Source organism: Rhodococcus sp. 05-339-2 (assembly GCF_002258965.1).
Lineage (GTDB): Bacteria > Actinomycetota > Actinomycetes > Mycobacteriales > Mycobacteriaceae > Rhodococcoides.
Window position 1 is genome coordinate 288,070 of the sequence record NZ_NOYW01000016.1, and the last position, 16,033, is coordinate 304,102.

Consider the following 16,033-nt stretch of genomic DNA (forward strand, 5'->3'; position numbering starts at 1 on the left):
GAACCCCACGTATCGATCGATAAAGAGCTAGGAGAGCAACGATGTCTGCAGCCACCGAAACCGCCATTCTCGCCGGAGGATGCTTCTGGGGAGCCGAAGAGCTCGTCCGCAAGCTCCCGGGCGTGATCTCCACCCGCGTCGGCTACACCGGCGGCGAGGTCCCCAACGCGACCTACCGCAACCACGGCAACCACGCCGAGGGACTGGAGGTCGTCTACGACCCCACCCAGACGACGTATCGCGATCTGCTCGAATTCTTCTTCCAGATCCACGACCCCACCACCAAGAACCGTCAGGGCAACGACATCGGTGCCAGCTACCGCTCGGCGATCTTCTACCTCACCGACGAGCAGAAGCGCGTCGCCGAGGACACCATTGCCGACGTCGACGCGTCGGGACTGTGGCCGGGCAAGGTCGTCACCGAGGTGACCGCGGCCGGAGATTTCTGGGAAGCCGAGCCCGAGCACCAGGACTACCTGCAGAAGTACCCCGAGGGTTACACCTGCCACTGGGTCCGCCCGGAGTGGAAGCTGCCGCGTCGGGCCGACGCCTGACGGTCCAGCGGCTGCGCCCCGAGTGCGCGGGCGGGGCCTGCGGTCGTCCCGCAGGCTCCATCCCGGTCTCGTAGCAAGGGTCGAACTACTGCGCACACGGGAGCCGAACTTGCGACACTGATCCGGTGACCTCCGATAGAACCCCTCGGTCGATGGCCGACGTCCTTCGTTCGCCGCGTTTCTGGCTCGCGCCCATCCTGGTGGTCTCGACCCTGATGTCGTTTCTCGCCGCGCTGTATCTGGGCGGCGTGCTCGACCCCAGGGGCAATCTGCACGACCTACCCATCGCAATCGTCAACCAGGACGAGGGCGACACCTTCGCGGGCGAGCAACGCAACATAGGCAACGACATCGTCGAGGGTCTGCTACAGAACGTCGATCCGAACAAGGTCGATTTCATGGAAGTCGGCCCGGCGCAGGCACAATCGCTGCTGTCGACGGCCGAGGCCTACGGTTCCATCGTCATTCCCAGCGATTTCACCAAGCGAATGGGAATCCTCGCTCAGGCGAGCGTGATTCCCGGGGACGTCGAGAAGCCGATCATCACGGTCTACACCAATCCGCGTGCGGGCAGTTTCGGAATGTCACTCGTGACCGGTGTCGCAACACCGGCGTTCGAGTCGGTGAATGAAACTGTGGGACAGCAGATCACCGAACAGGTACGCCAACAGCTCGGCGAGACTCAGCTCGCCGGTGCAAGTGCTCTCACCCTCGCGCAGCCGATCGATGTGATCGTTGCCCAGTACGATCCTCTGCCCGACGGCACCGGCGGTGGCCTGTCCGCCTTCTACTACGCGCTCTTGCTCGTCCTGGCGGGGTTCACGGGTGCGACCATCGTCAGCGCACTCGTCGACGGCCTGCTCGGATTCACGCCGACGGAGATCGGCCCCAAGTACATCCATCGCGGACCGACCCAGATCAACCGCTTCCGGACGTTGCTCGTGAAATGGCTCGTGATGGTCGTCCTGGCCCTGCTCGTCTCTGCCCTCTACCTGCTGATCAGCCATCTGCTCGGTATGCCGATCACCCACGCCTGGACCCTGTGGATGTACGGCGCGTTCGCGATCACGGCGGTCGGCATCACGGCATTGGCGGTGATGTCCGCATTCGGCACGGCAGGACTGCTGATCAATCTGATCGTGTTCATCATCCTGGCGTTGCCGTCCTCGGGTGGCACCATTCCCCTCGAAGCCAGCCCGCGGCTCTTCACCTGGCTCGCGCAGTTCGAGCCGATGCATCAGATCTTCCTCGGCACCCGCTCGATCCTGTACTTCAACGCCTCACTCGACGCAGGCCTGCTGCACTCGGTGGGGATGACGTCCCTCGGACTGCTCATCGGGCTCGTGTTCGGCGTGGTGTTCACCCGCATCTACGACCGCAAAGGCCTCGACCGGAGCCTCGATTCACCGGGCGCTCTCAGCTGACGCCAGTACACTCGCTCCAATGCTTGCTGTGAACACGGCCGGGAGCGTGGCACCACGACGCGCCTTCCACGCTTACCTCGACGTCGCCATCGTCGTCCTCGTACTCGTGGGCACCAACCTCATCGCGCACTTCACCACGGTGTGGGCCAGCATCGCGACGGTTCCGATCGCCGCTGTTCTGCTGGTCGTCCTGGCGAACCGTCGCGGTCTGGGGTGGGCCGAACTGGGACTGTCTCCCAAGCAGTGGAAGACCGGATCTCTGTACGCACTCGGAGCCGTCGGGGTCGTCCTCACCGTCGTCGCGATCGGTGCGTTGCTGCCGCTGACTCGGCCGTTCTTCATGGCCGACCGATACGCAACCGTATCCGCCGCCATCGTCGCGTCGATGATCGTCATTCCGCTGCAGACCGTCATCCCGGAGGAACTCGCATTCCGCGGGGTTCTGCACGGCACGCTGGGACGCATCTACGGAGCTCGCGGCGTGTTCGCTGCAGGATCTCTACTGTTCGGTCTGTGGCACATCGCGTCGTCGCTCGGGCTGACGGCGGGCAACGTGGGGCTGAGCGGGTTTCTCGGCGGCGGGCTGTTCGGGCAGATCGTCGGTATAGCGCTGGCCGTGGTGGCCACTGCGGCGGCGGGTGTGGTGTTCACGTGGCTGCGCAGCCGTAGCGGAAGTTTGATCGCCCCTATCGCCCTGCACTGGTCGTTGAACGGACTCGGCGCGCTGGCTGCCGCTCTGGTCTGGCACGCGTCGGTGAGCTGACGAGCATGGGCGAGCCGACCAGCATGAAAGACGAGCTGCACCAGTACCTGCGGATCGCCCGCGAGAACATGCTGTGGAAGCTCGACGGCCTCACCGAGTACCAGAAACGACGGCCGATGACGCCGACTGGGACGAATCTCCTGGGGCTGATCAAGCACCTGGCGATCGTCGAATACGGCTACTTCGGCCTCACCTTCGGCCGAGAATTCCCGGCCCGATTCACCGAACTGGAAAAATCAGCTGTCGCGCAAGCGAACTCCGATATGTGGGCCGCCGCCGATGAACCCTCAGAGCTCATCGTCGACCTGTACCGCGAGGCCTGGCTTCACGCCGACAAGACCATCGAATCGAACGACCTCGACACCGTCGGACGCGTCCTGCACTGGCCCGCCGAGAAGCAGGAAGTCACGTTGCACCGCGTACTGGTGCATGTGTGCATCGAAACGAATCGACATGCCGGACACGCAGACATCGTGCGCGAGCTCATCGACGATTCCGTCGGGCTGCGACTGGGGAACGAAAACATGGTCGACGGTGACGCAGCATGGTGGGCGGCCTATCGAGATGAACTGGAACGTGTTGCCAGAGAAGCTGATTGATAGTTCATCCGAAGACATGACGGACTGAAAACCAGTTCGTTCGAGATACGCACCCGCGGATTCCAGTCGTACAGAGGAATCGACGCGGACATCTTCTGCCGGCGGCTCCCCGTCCATAGATGGGTGGTGCGTGATGCGGCAGAGTCCGACATCTGGAGCGGACCGTTCGACGACTCAGGCGTCGGTGATCGACTGCCCGAGGACGTACGGGTAAGCCGCAAGGGCGGCAGATCGCACGCGTACGACGGCGTGGCGGTTTGATACCACACCCCACCGACAGATCTGAAAGAGTGAATAGTCAAGCAGCACAGTAGTTTTCGATTGAACTATGGTTGTGCATCGAATACCTGTTCGATACACTTCATGGCATGACCACAGCGATCTGGCAACTGAGCGAGGCCGAACTCCTCGCCGACGCCGCCGCGGTCTCCCACCAGATCCAACTGCTCGAAGCCCGACGCATCGCCCTCGTCGCCGAGATCGACACCCGCGTGAGCCGGGAGAAGCTCGGCTTCCCCGGCCCCGCCGGCTGGCTGACCTCCACCACCCTGCTCTCGGCGGGTAAGGCCACCAAGATCGTCGCCCTCGCCCGCGGGTTGAAGAACTTCCCCGACATCGCCGACGCCGTGAACACCGGCGTCATGTCCGTCGACCACGCCGCCCTGATCCTCACCTTCGCCGAAACCCCACCGGAGAACCTGCCGGACGAGGGGCGCGATGTCGCGCGTCAGGCTCTGATCGCCGCCGCGACCGGGCCCGACGCACGCACCGGCCGGATCCGTGCAGCGATCACCAGACTCGAAGACAGCTTCGGCAACAAGAAACCACCCGCCGAGGACACCGACCGCAACGAATTCTTCGCCTCCAAGACCCTCAACGGCCGGCTCGTACTCAAGGGAGACTTCGATGCGATCACCGGAGAAAAGCTGCTCACTGCACTCTCACCGCTGACCGAACCCCGCCCCGCTGCCGACGGCGACGAGACACCCAAAACCGGAGACGACCGCAGCCCCGCCAAGCGACGAGCCGACGCCTTCGGACACATCCTCGACCAGTACCTCGCCTCCTGTGATCGACCCATCGAAGGCGGCGAGAGGCCGCACCTGAACCTGCACATCAGCCTGCGCGATCTCGCCGACCTTCGCGACAGTGCTGACGTCGATGACATCGCCGACGACGAGAACACCCGCGCTGCAGACGAATCCGATGACGACGGCCACCCTGCCACGGATCGCGGCGCATACAGGGACCTGTTCGGCGACGGCACCACCGTCGGATGGCTACCGTGGATGGGACCACTCTCCCGCAACACCTCCCGCCAACTCGCCTGCGATTGCGTCCTCACTGCGATCGTCATGGACGAGCACGGCTCACCGATCAACCTCGCCCGCACCGCACGCACCGTCACCGCCAAACAACGCAAAGCCCTCATCGCCCGCGATCACGGTTGCGCTTTCCCCGGCTGCGGAAAACCCGCCGCCTGGACCGAAGGACACCACATCCGGCACTGGGGCGACGGCGGACCCACCGACATGAACAACCTCGTCCTACTGTGCGGATTCCACCACCGACTCCTCCACCACTCCAACTGGGAAGTGTTCATCGGCACCGACAACCACCCCTGGTTTATCCCACCGGCCACCGTCGACCCGCACCGACAACCCAGACCATCCCACGCCCGAGCAGGCCCCCACATCGCCTGAGCCTGCCCACACGAACCGCAGAAACAATCCAGCCCCGCACCGAGAACACGGTGCGGGGCTGGAAGAGGTTGGTTCAGGAACCCGAGGGAGCTGCCGGCGGAGCGGGAGGAGTCGCGCCATCTGCCGGAGCAGGCGGCGTCACACCGTCACCCTCAGCACCCGGTGTGGGCGGAGCAGGCGGCGTCGCACCGTCAGCCGGGGCAGGCGGCGTCGCACCGTCAGCCGGGGCGCACAGAGGAGCAGGTCCACCCTTGCCCGGGCCACCCTCAGCTGGTCCACCCGGCCCACCCTTGCCCGGACCCCCGGCGGGCGGTGCAGGCGGAGTTGCCCCGTCCCCCGGTGCCGGAGGAGTTGCCCCGTCCGCCGGTGCCGGAGGAGTGGCACCGTCCCCCGGTGCCGCAGGAGTTGCGCCGTCCGCAGGTCCTGGTGGTGTCGGAACGGCGGGCACCGTCGATCCGTCACCGGAATCCGGTGCGGCCGGCACCGCAGGTACATCCGACCCGCCACCGCCGTCGGTCCGCTGTCCGAGGGTCGACGACGACGCCACCGTGGAGACTCCGGGTGAGACGTCCGGACCGGTGGCAGCGAAGACTGCCGACGCCACCAGCGCTCCTACTGCGAGTCCCGCTGCGGCCGTCGCCACCATCGGCACCCGTCCCTTCCACCGCTTCGGTTGGGTCTCTCGAACCGCGTTCCCGGGGACTGGCTCCGGGTTCGATGCGGCGGGGATCGGTTGAGTCTGATCGTTCACGTTCACTCCTTGTTCGAGTCTTTGTCGTTCGTTTCGGTCTGTCATCGACCCTGCCGCCGCTAGCTGAAGTCACCCTGAAGCCGGCCGCATCTTCAGGATCACTTCAGCTGGTGGGTGACAATCGAGGCATGACATACAGTTCCGCTCCCCGGGTGCTGGTGGTGGAGGACTCGCTACCTATCCGAGAGGCGCTGGTGGCCGCGTTCGAGGACGCGGGATTCACCGCTGCGTCCTTGCCCGACGGTGACGACTTCGACACCACGATGGCAGGCTTTCGCCCCGATGTCGTGATTCTCGACGTCATGCTGCCCGGCGCGCGGGACGGGTTCGCGTTGATCGACGTCGTCCGCCAGAGCAGCGATGCAGGAATCATCATGGTCACCGCGAAGGATCAGCTGGAGGACCGCCTGCGCGGATTGAGCGACGGCGCAGACGACTACGTGGTCAAGCCGTTTCAGCTCGACGAGGTGGTCGCGCGAGCGAGATCGGTGCTGCGTAGACGCGGCAGATCCTCGGACGCAATCCAAGTGGGCGATCTATTGGTGGACGAATCCGCGGGGGTCGTCACGCGCGCCGGTCACGTCCTCGACCTGACGGCCACCGAGCTCCGGTTGGCGACCTTCCTCGTCGCGCAGCGCGGACGCACGGTGTCCAAAACGTCCATCCTCGAATCGGTCTGGGGCTACGGCGCGTACGACGGCAACCTGGTGGAGGTGCACATCAGTGCGTTGCGTCGCAAGATGGAAGCCCATGGGCCGCGGTTGATCCATACCGTCCGGGGCCTCGGTTACGCTCTGCGGGCCCCGCAGTGAACCGCACACCCACGCCCTCGTTGCGTACCCGCGTGGTCGCCACCGTCGTCGTGCTGTTCGCAATATTGCTGGTGATCGTCGGGTCGTCGGTGGATGTCGTTCTCGGCCAACAGCTTCGGCGTGATCTGGAGGCTCGGCTGACCGACAGGGCATCCCGTGCGGTCGAACTGGTGGACAGCGGCGTCGGGCCCGGCGATCTGGTGCAGGCGTTGCAGGGCGACGCCATCCGGGTTCGCGTCACCGCCGCGGACGGCACGGTATACGGCGTACCCGGCAGCGGACCGCCCGGCCCGGATATCAGGCCCGCGACCCCGGCTCCGCCCGCCGGCCAGTCGAAGGCTCCCAGCCCTCCCGGTCCACCCGATCCTCCTGCCCCGCCGTCGGATTCGTTGGAGATCACCGAGCCCCTGCCCGATGGATCGACGCTGTCACTGCTCGGCGACACCACCGCGATCGCAGATGTGCGCCGACAATTGCGCATTCTCATGGTGGGTGCCGGTGCAGTCACTCTGCTACTGGCCGCCGCCGCATTGATCTACGCGGTCAGGCGCGCCTTGTCCCCCCTGGACTCGATGACGTCGGTCGCACGCCGAATCACCAACGGCGACAGAGGGCGACGGCTACTGCCGTCCAAGCCGAAGACCGACCTGGGCCGCACCGCATCGGCCGTCGACGAGATGCTCGACGCCCTCGAGGATGCCGAGCGCAAGGAAGCTGCGGCAGCCCAGTCGGCGCGTCGGGCAGAGGAGGACATGCGCCGATTCCTGGCCGACGCGGCACACGAACTGCGCACACCTGTGGCCGGGATCTCGGCGCTGGCCCAGTCGTTGCAGCGTGACGCGGAGCTCCGCCCAGATCGGGTCGGCAGGTGGAGCGACTTGCTGGTCGGCGAGTCCGCCAGGGCCTCGCGCCTGGTGGGCGACATGCTCGATTCCGTTCGTGCAGAGAACACTTCGGAGCTGGAGTTGTCCGACGCGGATCTCGCCGACGTGGTTCGACGCACCGTCGAGCGTGCTGCACTGCTGTCCCCGCAGGTCCGGTTCGAGGTCGACGCCTCGCAACCGGTGCCGGTCAGGGTGGACGTCGGCCGCATCGAGCAGGTTCTGTCGAACGTACTCGACAATGCCGCTCGCTTCACGCCGCCGGGCGGTAGCGTCCGAGTGACGACTGGAACCGATTCACAGGCGTTCGTCACCGTCGACGACGACGGTCCCGGTGTCGCCGAAGCCGATCGTGAGCGGATCTTCGAGCGGCTCGTTCGGTTGAATGCTGCGCGTGACCGTTCTTCCGGCGGCGTCGGGCTCGGGTTGTCCATAGCGCGCACGCTGGCGCGCGCTCATGGCGGTGAACTCGTCTGTGTCGCAGGGCCTACCGGTGCGCGGTTCCGACTGACACTTCCTGGCCCTACGGGTCGTTCCGCGGGCTCCACTCCGGCGAACCACCGATAGCTACTCGACGATCAAGTCCATCAACAGGCTGTCGTGCCACCCGCTCGGGCCCTTCTCGTATCGACGCATGATCCCGACCGGCTCGAATCCGACTGCGCTGTAACAGGCTATCGCTGCCGCGTTGTCGGCAGCGGGGTCGATCACCACACGATGATGCCCCAGTTCGGCGGTCAGGTACCGCACCAGCGTGCCCACGGCGTCCTTTCCGACGCCGCGGCCGTGCACTGCCGGGTCGAGGAAGATATCGATCGACGCGTGCCGGTACATCGGATCGGTTTCTTCGCCGTACTGGATCAATCCCACTGGTGCGCCATCCAATTCGACGACCAGACGCTTCTCGTCGGGGTTGTCGAACGGCCAGTTCTCGTCGGCGTCCTCGTCGCCCCATCGCGCGTACACCTCGGGGGTGTGCAGTATTCGGCGTAGCTCCGGCACATCCTCGGTGGTGACGGGCCGCAACACGACCCGTTCACCACGGAGGTTCATCGCGTCGCTCTACTCGGCCCGCTTGGCCGCACGCGCCGCGAGGTCCTGGGCATCGAGCTTGTCTGCCTCTTCGAGGGTCGGTGCACTGCCGCCCAATCGCGCAGGCACCCAGTAGGCCCCTGGCTCGTGGTGATAGTTCTCCTGAAGTTCGAGCAGCATCTTCTGCATCACCGTGCGCAGCTTCTCGGTCAGTTCGTTCGGTGGACCGACCGGCGGCAGCGGTTCGCCGACGGCGATCGAGATGGGAGTGTTGGTGCGGCCCAACCGTTTCGGGTATCCCTTGGTCCACACGCGCTGCGCGCCCCAGATGACCGTCGGGATGATCGGCACGCCTGCCTCGATGGCCATGCGCGCCGCGCCGGACTTGAATTCCTTGATCTCGAAGCTGCGGCTGATGGTCGCCTCCGGGTACACGCCCACGAGTTCACCGTTGCGTAGGCTCTGGACCGCGGACTTGTACGACTCCGCACCGGCCCCTCGATCGACGGGGATGTGCCGCAGTGCACGCATGATCGGGCCGGAGATCTTGTTGTCGAAGACTTCCTTCTTCGCCATGAATCGGATGTAGCGCTTGACCCGTCGTGGCGGTAGCCCGGCGTAGGTGAAGTCCATGTATCCGGTGTGGTTGACGGCGATGACGGCTCCGCCGGTGGCAGGGATGTGTTCCTCGCCCTCGACGTCGAATTTCAGGCCCTCGAACGCGAACACTGCACGAGCGATGCCGATGACTGATCGATAGACGGGTTCCACAGTCCGTTAGCGTAGTCGGTGGACGATGTCGGAGAAAAGGTCCGGGAGATGACAGGTCCGGTCGAAAGCAACGGGGGAGAGACGACGTGAAGAACAGTGCGGCACCACCACGGCGGACCAGGGTCGTCCGAACCGCGCTGCCTCTGATCGCAACGCTCGCGCTGGTGGGAGCCTGTGATTCCGCAGTCGGACTGCCGTCCGAACAGTCCGGAGCCTCGAGCACCACCACCGAGACAGCGGCGTCGACGACAACTCCGACCACAGCCTCCGCGACCACCGCGACGCCCCCACCGATCCCGCCCGGCCCACCCGTCGGCGAGGTTCCCGGAAACCCCGACGCCGCGATGGCGCTGCGTCCGTTCGTGGGCGACCTCACCGGCGGCGGAATCGGCGTCGTCACGGTGCGGTGCTGGACGGTTCCGCCCACCGACATTCCGACGATGTACGTCGACCCCGCAGCGATCCTCGCTGCCGTTGCCGCCCCCGGCGTCGACGGCCAGTACGCGGTCACCTGGACCGGGCCCACCGCAACGGTCAGCGTGAAGCGCAGTGAGATCGCGTCCGGCTACGCGTGCCCCACCGTCTACCCCACCGGCACCGCCCCCGTGTTCGACGCGGCAGACGCGGTCTACACCGTCGATCGCTACCTGGGACGTCTCGCCGGGACTCCGGTCAACCTCGGCGATGTGGAAGAGACGTACCCGATCGTGTGCGACGGCCGTCGGACCTGGGATGCGCTCGGGACCGGCGTTCCCACTGCCCCGCCACTGGTGGACAATCCCGACATCCTGCCCGGCATCACCTCGTTCGACCCCGACAGCGTGTTCGTCACCGGGCAGAACGGCATCTACACCCAGGTCAACGCAGACATCATCGACGCGTCCGGGGTGTACCAGAACCGCACGTTCGTACTGGCCATCGGCGGCGAGGGCTACTGCATCGGCGATATCGCCTGAGCCGACCGGACTAGCGCAGGAGTGGAGCCTGCGGAACGACCCGACTAGCGGAGGAGTGGAGCCTGCGGAACGACCCAACTAGCGCAGGAGTGGAGCCTGCGGAACGACCCAACTAGCGCAGGAGTGGAGCCTGCGGAACGACCCAACTAGCGCAGAACATCCGTTCCGACGAAGGGCACCAGAGCCTCGGGGACGCGGACGGTGCCGTCGGCCTGCTGGTGGTTTTCGAGAATCGCGACGATCCAGCGGGTGGTGGCGAGGGTGCCGTTGAGCGTCGCCGCGGTCTGGGGCTTGCCGTTCTCGTCGCGGTAGCGCACGCCGAGGCGTCGGGCCTGGAACGTCGTGCAGTTCGAGGTCGAGGTCAGCTCGCGGTAGGCCTGCTGGGTGGGAATCCAGGCCTCGCAGTCGAACTTACGAGCTGCCGAGGAGCCGAGGTCTCCGCCTGCGGTGTCGATGACGCGGTAGGGCACCTCGACGGCGGCGAGCATTTCCTTCTCGTATTCCAGCAACTTCTGGTGTTCGGCGGCTGCGTCCTCGGGCTTGATGTAGGAGAACATCTCGATCTTGTCGAACTGGTGCACTCGGATGATGCCGCGGGTGTCCTTGCCGTAGCTGCCCGCTTCGCGGCGGAAGCACGACGACCATCCGGCGTACCGCTTCGGGCCGTCGGCGAGGTCGATGATCTCACCCGAGTGGTAGCCCGCGAGGGCTACTTCGGAGGTGCCGACGAGGTAGAGGTCGTCGGCTTCGAGGCGGTAGATCTCGTCTGCGTGTGCGCCGAGGAATCCGGTTCCCGACATGATCTCCGGCCGCACCAGCACCGGCGGGATCATCATGGTGAAGCCGTTCTTGACCGCTTTCTGCGCGGCGAGCTGCAGCAATCCCTGCTGCAGCAGCGCGCCGTAGCCGGTCATGAAATAGAAGCGCGAACCCGAGACCTTGGCTCCGCGTTCCATGTCGATGAGGTTCAGCGACTCGCCGAGCTCGAGGTGATCCTTGGGCTCGAAATCGAACTCCGGGATCTGCCCGACGGTCTCGAGCAGCACGAAGTCGTCCTCGCCGCCTGCGGGCGTGCCGTCCTGGACGATGTTCGAGATCGCGCGGTGGGCCGTGTCGAGGGCTGCGTCGGCCTCGGTTTCGGCGACCTGGGCCGCCTTCACTCTGGCAGCGAGCTCCGACGCTCCGGCGAGCAGCGCGGGACGGTCCTCGGCGGAAGCCTTGCCTACCTGCTTTCCCAACGCTTTCTGCTCGGCGCGCAGCTGATCGCCCGCCAGCACCGCAGCGCGGCGGGAGGCGTCGGCATCGAGAAGTGCGTCGACGAGAGCGGGGTCCTCGCCTCGGGTGCGCTGCGAGGCGCGCACTGCATCGGGATTCTCGCGAAGGAATTTCAGGTCGATCACGAGAACGAACCTTACTTGCCGAGCAACCCCAGGTAGTCCTCGCGTCCGAACATCGTGGCGGCATCGATTGCCGACGGGTGACCGCCGTGTGGATCGGCTCCGCCGTCGACGAGCACGCGCACCACGTCGTCCTCACCTTTGAAGACCGCGCCCGCGAGTGGGGTCTGCCCTTTGTCGTTGGGCTTGTTCACATCGGCACCGCGCTCGACCAGCGCACGCACCGCATCGGTGTGCCCGTGGTACGCGGCGAGCATGACCAGCGTGTCACCTGATTCGTTGTGCAGATTCACCGGAACGCCTGCGTCGACGTAACTCGCCAGAGCGGCCGCGTCACCGGTGCGGGCCATCGTGAACAGTCGGCCGGCGAGCTCGCTGAGGTCGTCGTCACCTGTTGGGTCGCTCATGAGGACCGAACATACTCGGGCATGATGGAGGGTGATGTCCGGATACGAAACAGACTCTCCGCCGAGCGAGAAGTCTCGGCGAACACTGTCTGCAACCACAGCTCGACGCGGGCTGGCCATGGTTGCGGTCGGTGCGGTGCTGGCCGCGGGCGCGACGGTTTTTCTCTCCGACGGGTTCTCGACGCCCGAGAAGATCACCACCCATGCGACGGCCGGTGGGCCTGCGACCGATGGCCCCGTTTCGGCGTCGTCCTTCGGTGCCGCCGATCCGGGCGCATGCCTGCAATGGACGCCCACCGACGATCCGGAGACGGACCGACAGGATCTCGCCGAAGTTTCCTGCGCCGATCCCCATCGCTTCGAGGTGGCTCGCGACATCGACATGAGCGTCTACCCCGGCGTCGAGTTCGGTCCGGGGTCGCCGTATCCCGGTTCCATCCGGTTCAGCGAACTGCGCGACGAACACTGCGAGGCCGCCGTCGACGACTACGTCGGAGCCAAGTTCGATCCCAACGGACGCTTCGGCGTCGGGCTGATGTTCCCCAGCCAGGCCGGGTGGGCCAAGGGTGAGCGGACATTGCGCTGCGGAGTGCAGATGCCGTCGAACACCGGTGCGCTGATGGAGATGACGGGCTCGATTCTCGACCAGGACCAGTCGAAGGTCTGGCCGACCGGCACCTGCGTCGGCATCAACCAGAACGTGCCTGCCGATCCGGTGGACTGCTCGGCACCGCACGCGTACGAGGTGGCGTCGGTGATCAACCTGACGCAGCAGTTCCCCGGCGGACACCCGTCCGAGGCCGACCAGGACGCATACCTGGAAGCCACGTGCACCGATGCCGTCAACGGCTACCTCGGCTCGGACACCGCACTGCGAGACAAGACGCTCACCCTGTTCTGGGACACCATCGACGTCGCGAGTTGGCTCGCCGGTAGCAGGCAGGTGACGTGCTCGGTGGGCAAGGAACTCGATTCCGGCGGCTTCGCGACCATCGTCGGTACAGCCAAGGGCGACATCCTCATCAACGGTGCAGCTCCCGTCCCGCCGCCCTCCGCTCCCGACGGCCGCGCATTGCCGACACCACTGCCCGGTGCCGCCCCGATCACCACCGGAGGGTGACATTCCCACCCACATGACGCGCGTCGACTTCGAGGAAGCCGTGTCCGACGCACTCGACACCCTGCCGCGCGAACTCACCGACTTCATGAACAACGTGGTGGTTCTCGTCGAGGAGGAACACCCCACCGAGGACATCCTCGGACTGTACGAGGGCATCGCACTGACCGAACGCTACGAGTACAGCGGACACCTACCGGACGTCATCACCATCTACCGCAAACCGATCCTCGAGATGGTCGACGACGAAAACGAGGCGCGCCGGGAAATCGCGATCACCGTCGCCCACGAAATCGGACATCACTTCGGCATCGACGACGAGCGACTGCATCAACTCGGATTCGGCTGAGCGCACTCCTTCCCCCCTCACCCGGACCGCTCACCCTCGCCCGCTCACCCTCGCCCGCTCACCCTCGCACCGCTCACCCCCGCCCGCTCACCCCCGCCCGCTCACCCCCGGACGCGTGAATGGACCATTGCACACGTCTGAGCGGTGCAATGGTCCATTCACCCCGGCCGACCGGGCCGGCCACACTGCGTCAATGGCACTTTGCGCACGTCTGGGCGGTGCAATGGTCCATTGACGCAGAACCAGGCTACGCCGTGACTGCCTCTCGCCGGATCGGGCGTACTGCGCGGTCGGTGAGGAACGCGAATCCCAATCCCAGAGTCAGCCACAGGGTCGCCTGGGTGGCCAGGGACGACAGTCGGAATTCCCAGAGCAGGGTGGCGGGGAAGTCCGAGCCGACCTCGTTCACACCGGGCAACAGTGCGTACCCGATGCCGACGATCACCAGGAATGCGAGCAGCGGTGCGCCGACGCGGATCGCCACCGAATGCTGCGATGCGACCGCCTTGGCGATGTAGATCCCGATCGCGACGGCCAGCAGACCGAGAATCACGGTCGCCAGCCACAGCCAGGTGCGCTGGGTGATGGTCTCCGGATCGCCGACCGCGGGCGGGTTGGCCGGGTACTTGACGAACGGCACCGCTTCGATGGCCACCCATCCGGCACCGGCCCCGACGAGGGCCAGTACCGATCCCGGCAGGGAGCTGAAGCGTCGCCCGTAGTGCAGTGCCGAGGCGAAGATCGCGCCCAGGGCAAGGCCTGCGAGTCCGGTGGCGAGGAACAGTCCGACGCGTTGTCCGTCGCGACTGACGAGCGGGTCCTCGTCCCCGTGCGAATGTGCGGCAGGGGCGCTGTCGGTGTGATCGGCTCCGGTGTGATGGTCGTCGGCACCGGCTGCTTCTTCGATGGCGATGGCCGAGTCGATGTGCGGCTCACCGACGACGTAGGCGACTGCTCCCGCGAGCAGACCTGCGAGGAGTCCGGCGAGCAGACCTCGCACCAGGAGTTGGACGAAGGTGCCCTGCAGTGTCGGGCCGTGTGTGTCGGTCAGTGGCATGGCAGGCCCAGCAGGTGGCGGCCGTCGTGCATCAGTTCGTGCATGTACATGCCACTGCGGGAGATCGCGCCCTGATCGAAACCGACGAGGTAGAGCACGACGAAAGCGAGCAGAATCGTTGCGGCGACGATGACGGCAAGGGCAGCCGACTCCGTCGTATTACTGGGTGCGTGAATGATTGCCATGGTGTGTCCTTCTGGGATATGCGTCCCGTAGTCCCCGCTCGAAAACGGGGACGGCCATGCGATGAACGAGTTTTCTGACTCTCGAATTCGGACATATGCCCGACGTCGATCACAGTGGCGCAACCGCTCCGGATTTTCACCGGATTACCTGCGTACATCGCGTCTAACCTGCGAACTGTGGCACCGAACGCGATGCTGTGTCAATCGCTGTCCCGATCCACCGCAGCTCGATGCCCCAATGGCACGGTGCCTGCGCCACAACCACACGGTGCCTGCGCCACAATGACCCAGTGAGTGCGCCCGTGACCCGACTGATCCTGGTGAGCCACGCCAGAACCGACGCGATGCGCACCGGCCGGTTCCCCGGCGACGAACCACTCGACGACGCGGGTCTGCGGGACCTTGCCGCAGTGACCGACATCCCCCGAGCCGACCGCGTCCTCTCCGGCCCGGAAACCCGCTCGGTCTCCACGGCGCGCATCTTCGGCTCGGACATCTCGGTCGAACCCGCTGTGGCCGACATCGATTACGGCCGGTGGGCCGGCCTCGAGATGACCGATCTGCCCGACGCCGACGCGATGGCCTGGTTGGGCGATCCGGCGTTCGTTCCGCCGGGTGGTGAGTCCCTCGTCGCGCTGTTCTCTCGCGTCGAGACGTGGCTGAGTGCTGTCGGATCGACGCCTGGCCGCACGCTGGCGGTTACCTCTCCTGCCGTCGTTCGAGCCGTGGTGGTGCTGGTGTTGGCGGCCCCGGTGTCCTCGTTCTGGCGCATCGACGTCTCCCCGCTCACGCGCACGGCGGTCAGCCGTCGAGGCGGCGCGTGGACTGTGGGCTCGGTGGCCCGGAAGTTCGTCTGAATTTTTCTCGCGTCGAGGGAACCGAACCGAACACGGCGGCGTCCTACCTACCGACAGCGCAAAGTCTTCGATCAAGGAGCGTGGCTCATGACCGTCATCAAGGTGGATCCGGTGGCACTGCAGCTCGCTGCCTCCGAACTCGATGCGGTCGCCGCTCGCTTGCAGGCAGCTGTCACTGCGACGGCAATCCCCGTGCGGCCGCTACCACCGGGCACCGACGAGGTTTCGTTGCTGACCGAACGATTCTTCGGCACCGCGGCCGATACCTTCGGACCCGCTGCAGCACAAGGCATTTTGGAGTTGCACCGGGCAGCCGAGGAATTGCGGAAACAGGCCGCGGACTACGTGGCCACCGACGACGACACCGCCGGGGGCCTGCCCGGCCTACCCGGCATCTGACGCACCGAACTCGACCGCA

The 16,033-nt window shown here is 65.9% G+C and carries 20 protein-coding genes; 13 read left to right on the forward strand and 7 right to left on the reverse strand.

Features of this window, described 5'->3' with window-relative positions; genetic code table 11:
• Positions 1-41 precede the first annotated feature (41 nt).
• The 6 genes from msrA to CH273_RS14945 all read left to right on the forward strand — a co-directional run bounded on the left by msrA (position 42) and on the right by CH273_RS14945 (position 5,043).
• Positions 42-554 (forward strand): peptide-methionine (S)-S-oxide reductase MsrA, encoded by a 513-nt coding sequence (gene msrA, locus CH273_RS14925; RefSeq protein WP_032396445.1) that lies wholly within the window; start codon positions 42-44, stop codon positions 552-554.
• A gap of 152 nt (positions 555-706) precedes the next feature.
• The gene (locus tag CH273_RS14930) at positions 707-1,978 is read left to right on the forward strand and encodes a YhgE/Pip domain-containing protein (protein ID WP_032396446.1); all 1,272 of its coding nucleotides are present in this window, start codon (positions 707-709) and stop codon (positions 1,976-1,978) included.
• 19 nt (positions 1,979-1,997) lie between these two features.
• The gene (locus CH273_RS14935) at positions 1,998-2,741 is read left to right on the forward strand and encodes a CPBP family intramembrane glutamic endopeptidase (protein WP_032396447.1); all 744 of its coding nucleotides are present in this window, start codon (positions 1,998-2,000) and stop codon (positions 2,739-2,741) included.
• A 5-nt stretch (positions 2,742-2,746) separates the two neighbouring features.
• The gene (locus tag CH273_RS14940) at positions 2,747-3,340 is read left to right on the forward strand and encodes a DinB family protein (protein ID WP_032396448.1); all 594 of its coding nucleotides are present in this window, start codon (positions 2,747-2,749) and stop codon (positions 3,338-3,340) included.
• A 126-nt stretch (positions 3,341-3,466) separates the two neighbouring features.
• Positions 3,467-3,601, forward strand: coding sequence for a hypothetical protein (locus tag CH273_RS28195; protein WP_256991315.1), 135 nt, complete (start codon positions 3,467-3,469; stop codon positions 3,599-3,601).
• Positions 3,602-3,708: 107 nt separating this feature from the next.
• Positions 3,709-5,043 (forward strand): HNH endonuclease signature motif containing protein, encoded by a 1,335-nt coding sequence (locus CH273_RS14945; protein ID WP_052049815.1) that lies wholly within the window; start codon positions 3,709-3,711, stop codon positions 5,041-5,043.
• Between the two features lie 73 nt (positions 5,044-5,116).
• On the opposite strand, the gene CH273_RS28370 is transcribed toward CH273_RS14945, so the two are convergent.
• Positions 5,117-5,794, reverse strand: coding sequence for a hypothetical protein (locus CH273_RS28370; RefSeq protein WP_143546241.1), 678 nt, complete (start codon positions 5,792-5,794; stop codon positions 5,117-5,119).
• Positions 5,795-5,922: 128 nt separating this feature from the next.
• Here CH273_RS28370 and CH273_RS14955 point away from each other — a divergent pair, with 128 nt between their 5' ends.
• Together CH273_RS14955 and CH273_RS14960 are read left to right on the forward strand one after the other, a co-directional pair.
• Positions 5,923-6,606 (forward strand): response regulator transcription factor, encoded by a 684-nt coding sequence (locus tag CH273_RS14955; RefSeq protein WP_230596886.1) that lies wholly within the window; start codon positions 5,923-5,925, stop codon positions 6,604-6,606.
• The gene (locus CH273_RS14960; RefSeq protein WP_032396451.1) at positions 6,603-8,054 is read left to right on the forward strand and encodes a sensor histidine kinase; all 1,452 of its coding nucleotides are present in this window, start codon (positions 6,603-6,605) and stop codon (positions 8,052-8,054) included. The genes CH273_RS14955 and CH273_RS14960 overlap by 4 nt, the downstream gene beginning before the upstream one ends.
• Here CH273_RS14960 and CH273_RS14965 read toward each other — a convergent pair whose 3' ends face one another.
• Complete coding sequence (locus CH273_RS14965; RefSeq protein ID WP_032396452.1) at positions 8,055-8,540, reverse strand: GNAT family N-acetyltransferase; 486 nt, start codon at positions 8,538-8,540, stop codon at positions 8,055-8,057.
• A 9-nt stretch (positions 8,541-8,549) separates the two neighbouring features.
• Positions 8,550-9,290: a lysophospholipid acyltransferase family protein gene (locus tag CH273_RS14970; protein ID WP_032396453.1), complete on the reverse strand. Its 741-nt coding sequence runs from the start codon at positions 9,288-9,290 to the stop codon at positions 8,550-8,552.
• Positions 9,291-9,376: 86 nt separating this feature from the next.
• Here CH273_RS14970 and CH273_RS14975 point away from each other — a divergent pair, with 86 nt between their 5' ends.
• A complete protein-coding gene (locus tag CH273_RS14975; RefSeq protein ID WP_032396454.1) occupies positions 9,377-10,246 on the forward strand; it encodes a hypothetical protein in 870 nt (289 codons plus the stop codon).
• A gap of 146 nt (positions 10,247-10,392) precedes the next feature.
• Here the strand turns inward: CH273_RS14975 and serS are convergent, their stop codons facing one another.
• Positions 10,393-11,646: a serine--tRNA ligase gene (gene serS, locus CH273_RS14980; RefSeq protein ID WP_032396455.1), complete on the reverse strand. Its 1,254-nt coding sequence runs from the start codon at positions 11,644-11,646 to the stop codon at positions 10,393-10,395.
• Positions 11,647-11,657: 11 nt separating this feature from the next.
• Positions 11,658-12,050, reverse strand: a complete 393-nt coding sequence (locus CH273_RS14985; RefSeq protein WP_032396456.1) for an ankyrin repeat domain-containing protein — start codon at positions 12,048-12,050, stop codon at positions 11,658-11,660.
• Between the two features lie 34 nt (positions 12,051-12,084).
• Between CH273_RS14985 and CH273_RS14990 the strand changes: the two genes are divergently transcribed.
• On the forward strand, positions 12,085-13,170 hold the full coding sequence (locus CH273_RS14990; protein ID WP_032396457.1) for a septum formation family protein: 1,086 nt from the start codon (positions 12,085-12,087) through the stop codon (positions 13,168-13,170).
• 13 nt (positions 13,171-13,183) lie between these two features.
• Entirely contained in the window at positions 13,184-13,516 is a 333-nt protein-coding gene (locus tag CH273_RS14995; protein WP_082073870.1) for a metallopeptidase family protein, read from the forward strand.
• 247 nt (positions 13,517-13,763) lie between these two features.
• Here CH273_RS14995 and CH273_RS15000 read toward each other — a convergent pair whose 3' ends face one another.
• Complete coding sequence (locus CH273_RS15000; RefSeq protein WP_032396458.1) at positions 13,764-14,573, reverse strand: CbtA family protein; 810 nt, start codon at positions 14,571-14,573, stop codon at positions 13,764-13,766.
• Positions 14,564-14,758 (reverse strand): CbtB domain-containing protein, encoded by a 195-nt coding sequence (locus tag CH273_RS15005; protein ID WP_032396459.1) that lies wholly within the window; start codon positions 14,756-14,758, stop codon positions 14,564-14,566. Before CH273_RS15005 ends, CH273_RS15000 begins: the two co-directional genes overlap by 10 nt.
• 290 nt (positions 14,759-15,048) lie before the next feature.
• On the opposite strand from CH273_RS15005, the gene CH273_RS15010 reads away from it, so the two are divergent.
• Both CH273_RS15010 and CH273_RS15015 read left to right on the forward strand, forming a co-directional pair.
• A complete protein-coding gene (locus CH273_RS15010; protein WP_032396460.1) occupies positions 15,049-15,615 on the forward strand; it encodes a histidine phosphatase family protein in 567 nt (188 codons plus the stop codon).
• 87 nt (positions 15,616-15,702) lie between these two features.
• Entirely contained in the window at positions 15,703-16,014 is a 312-nt protein-coding gene (locus CH273_RS15015) for a PE family protein (RefSeq protein ID WP_032396461.1), read from the forward strand.
• Positions 16,015-16,033: the final 19 nt, after the last annotated feature.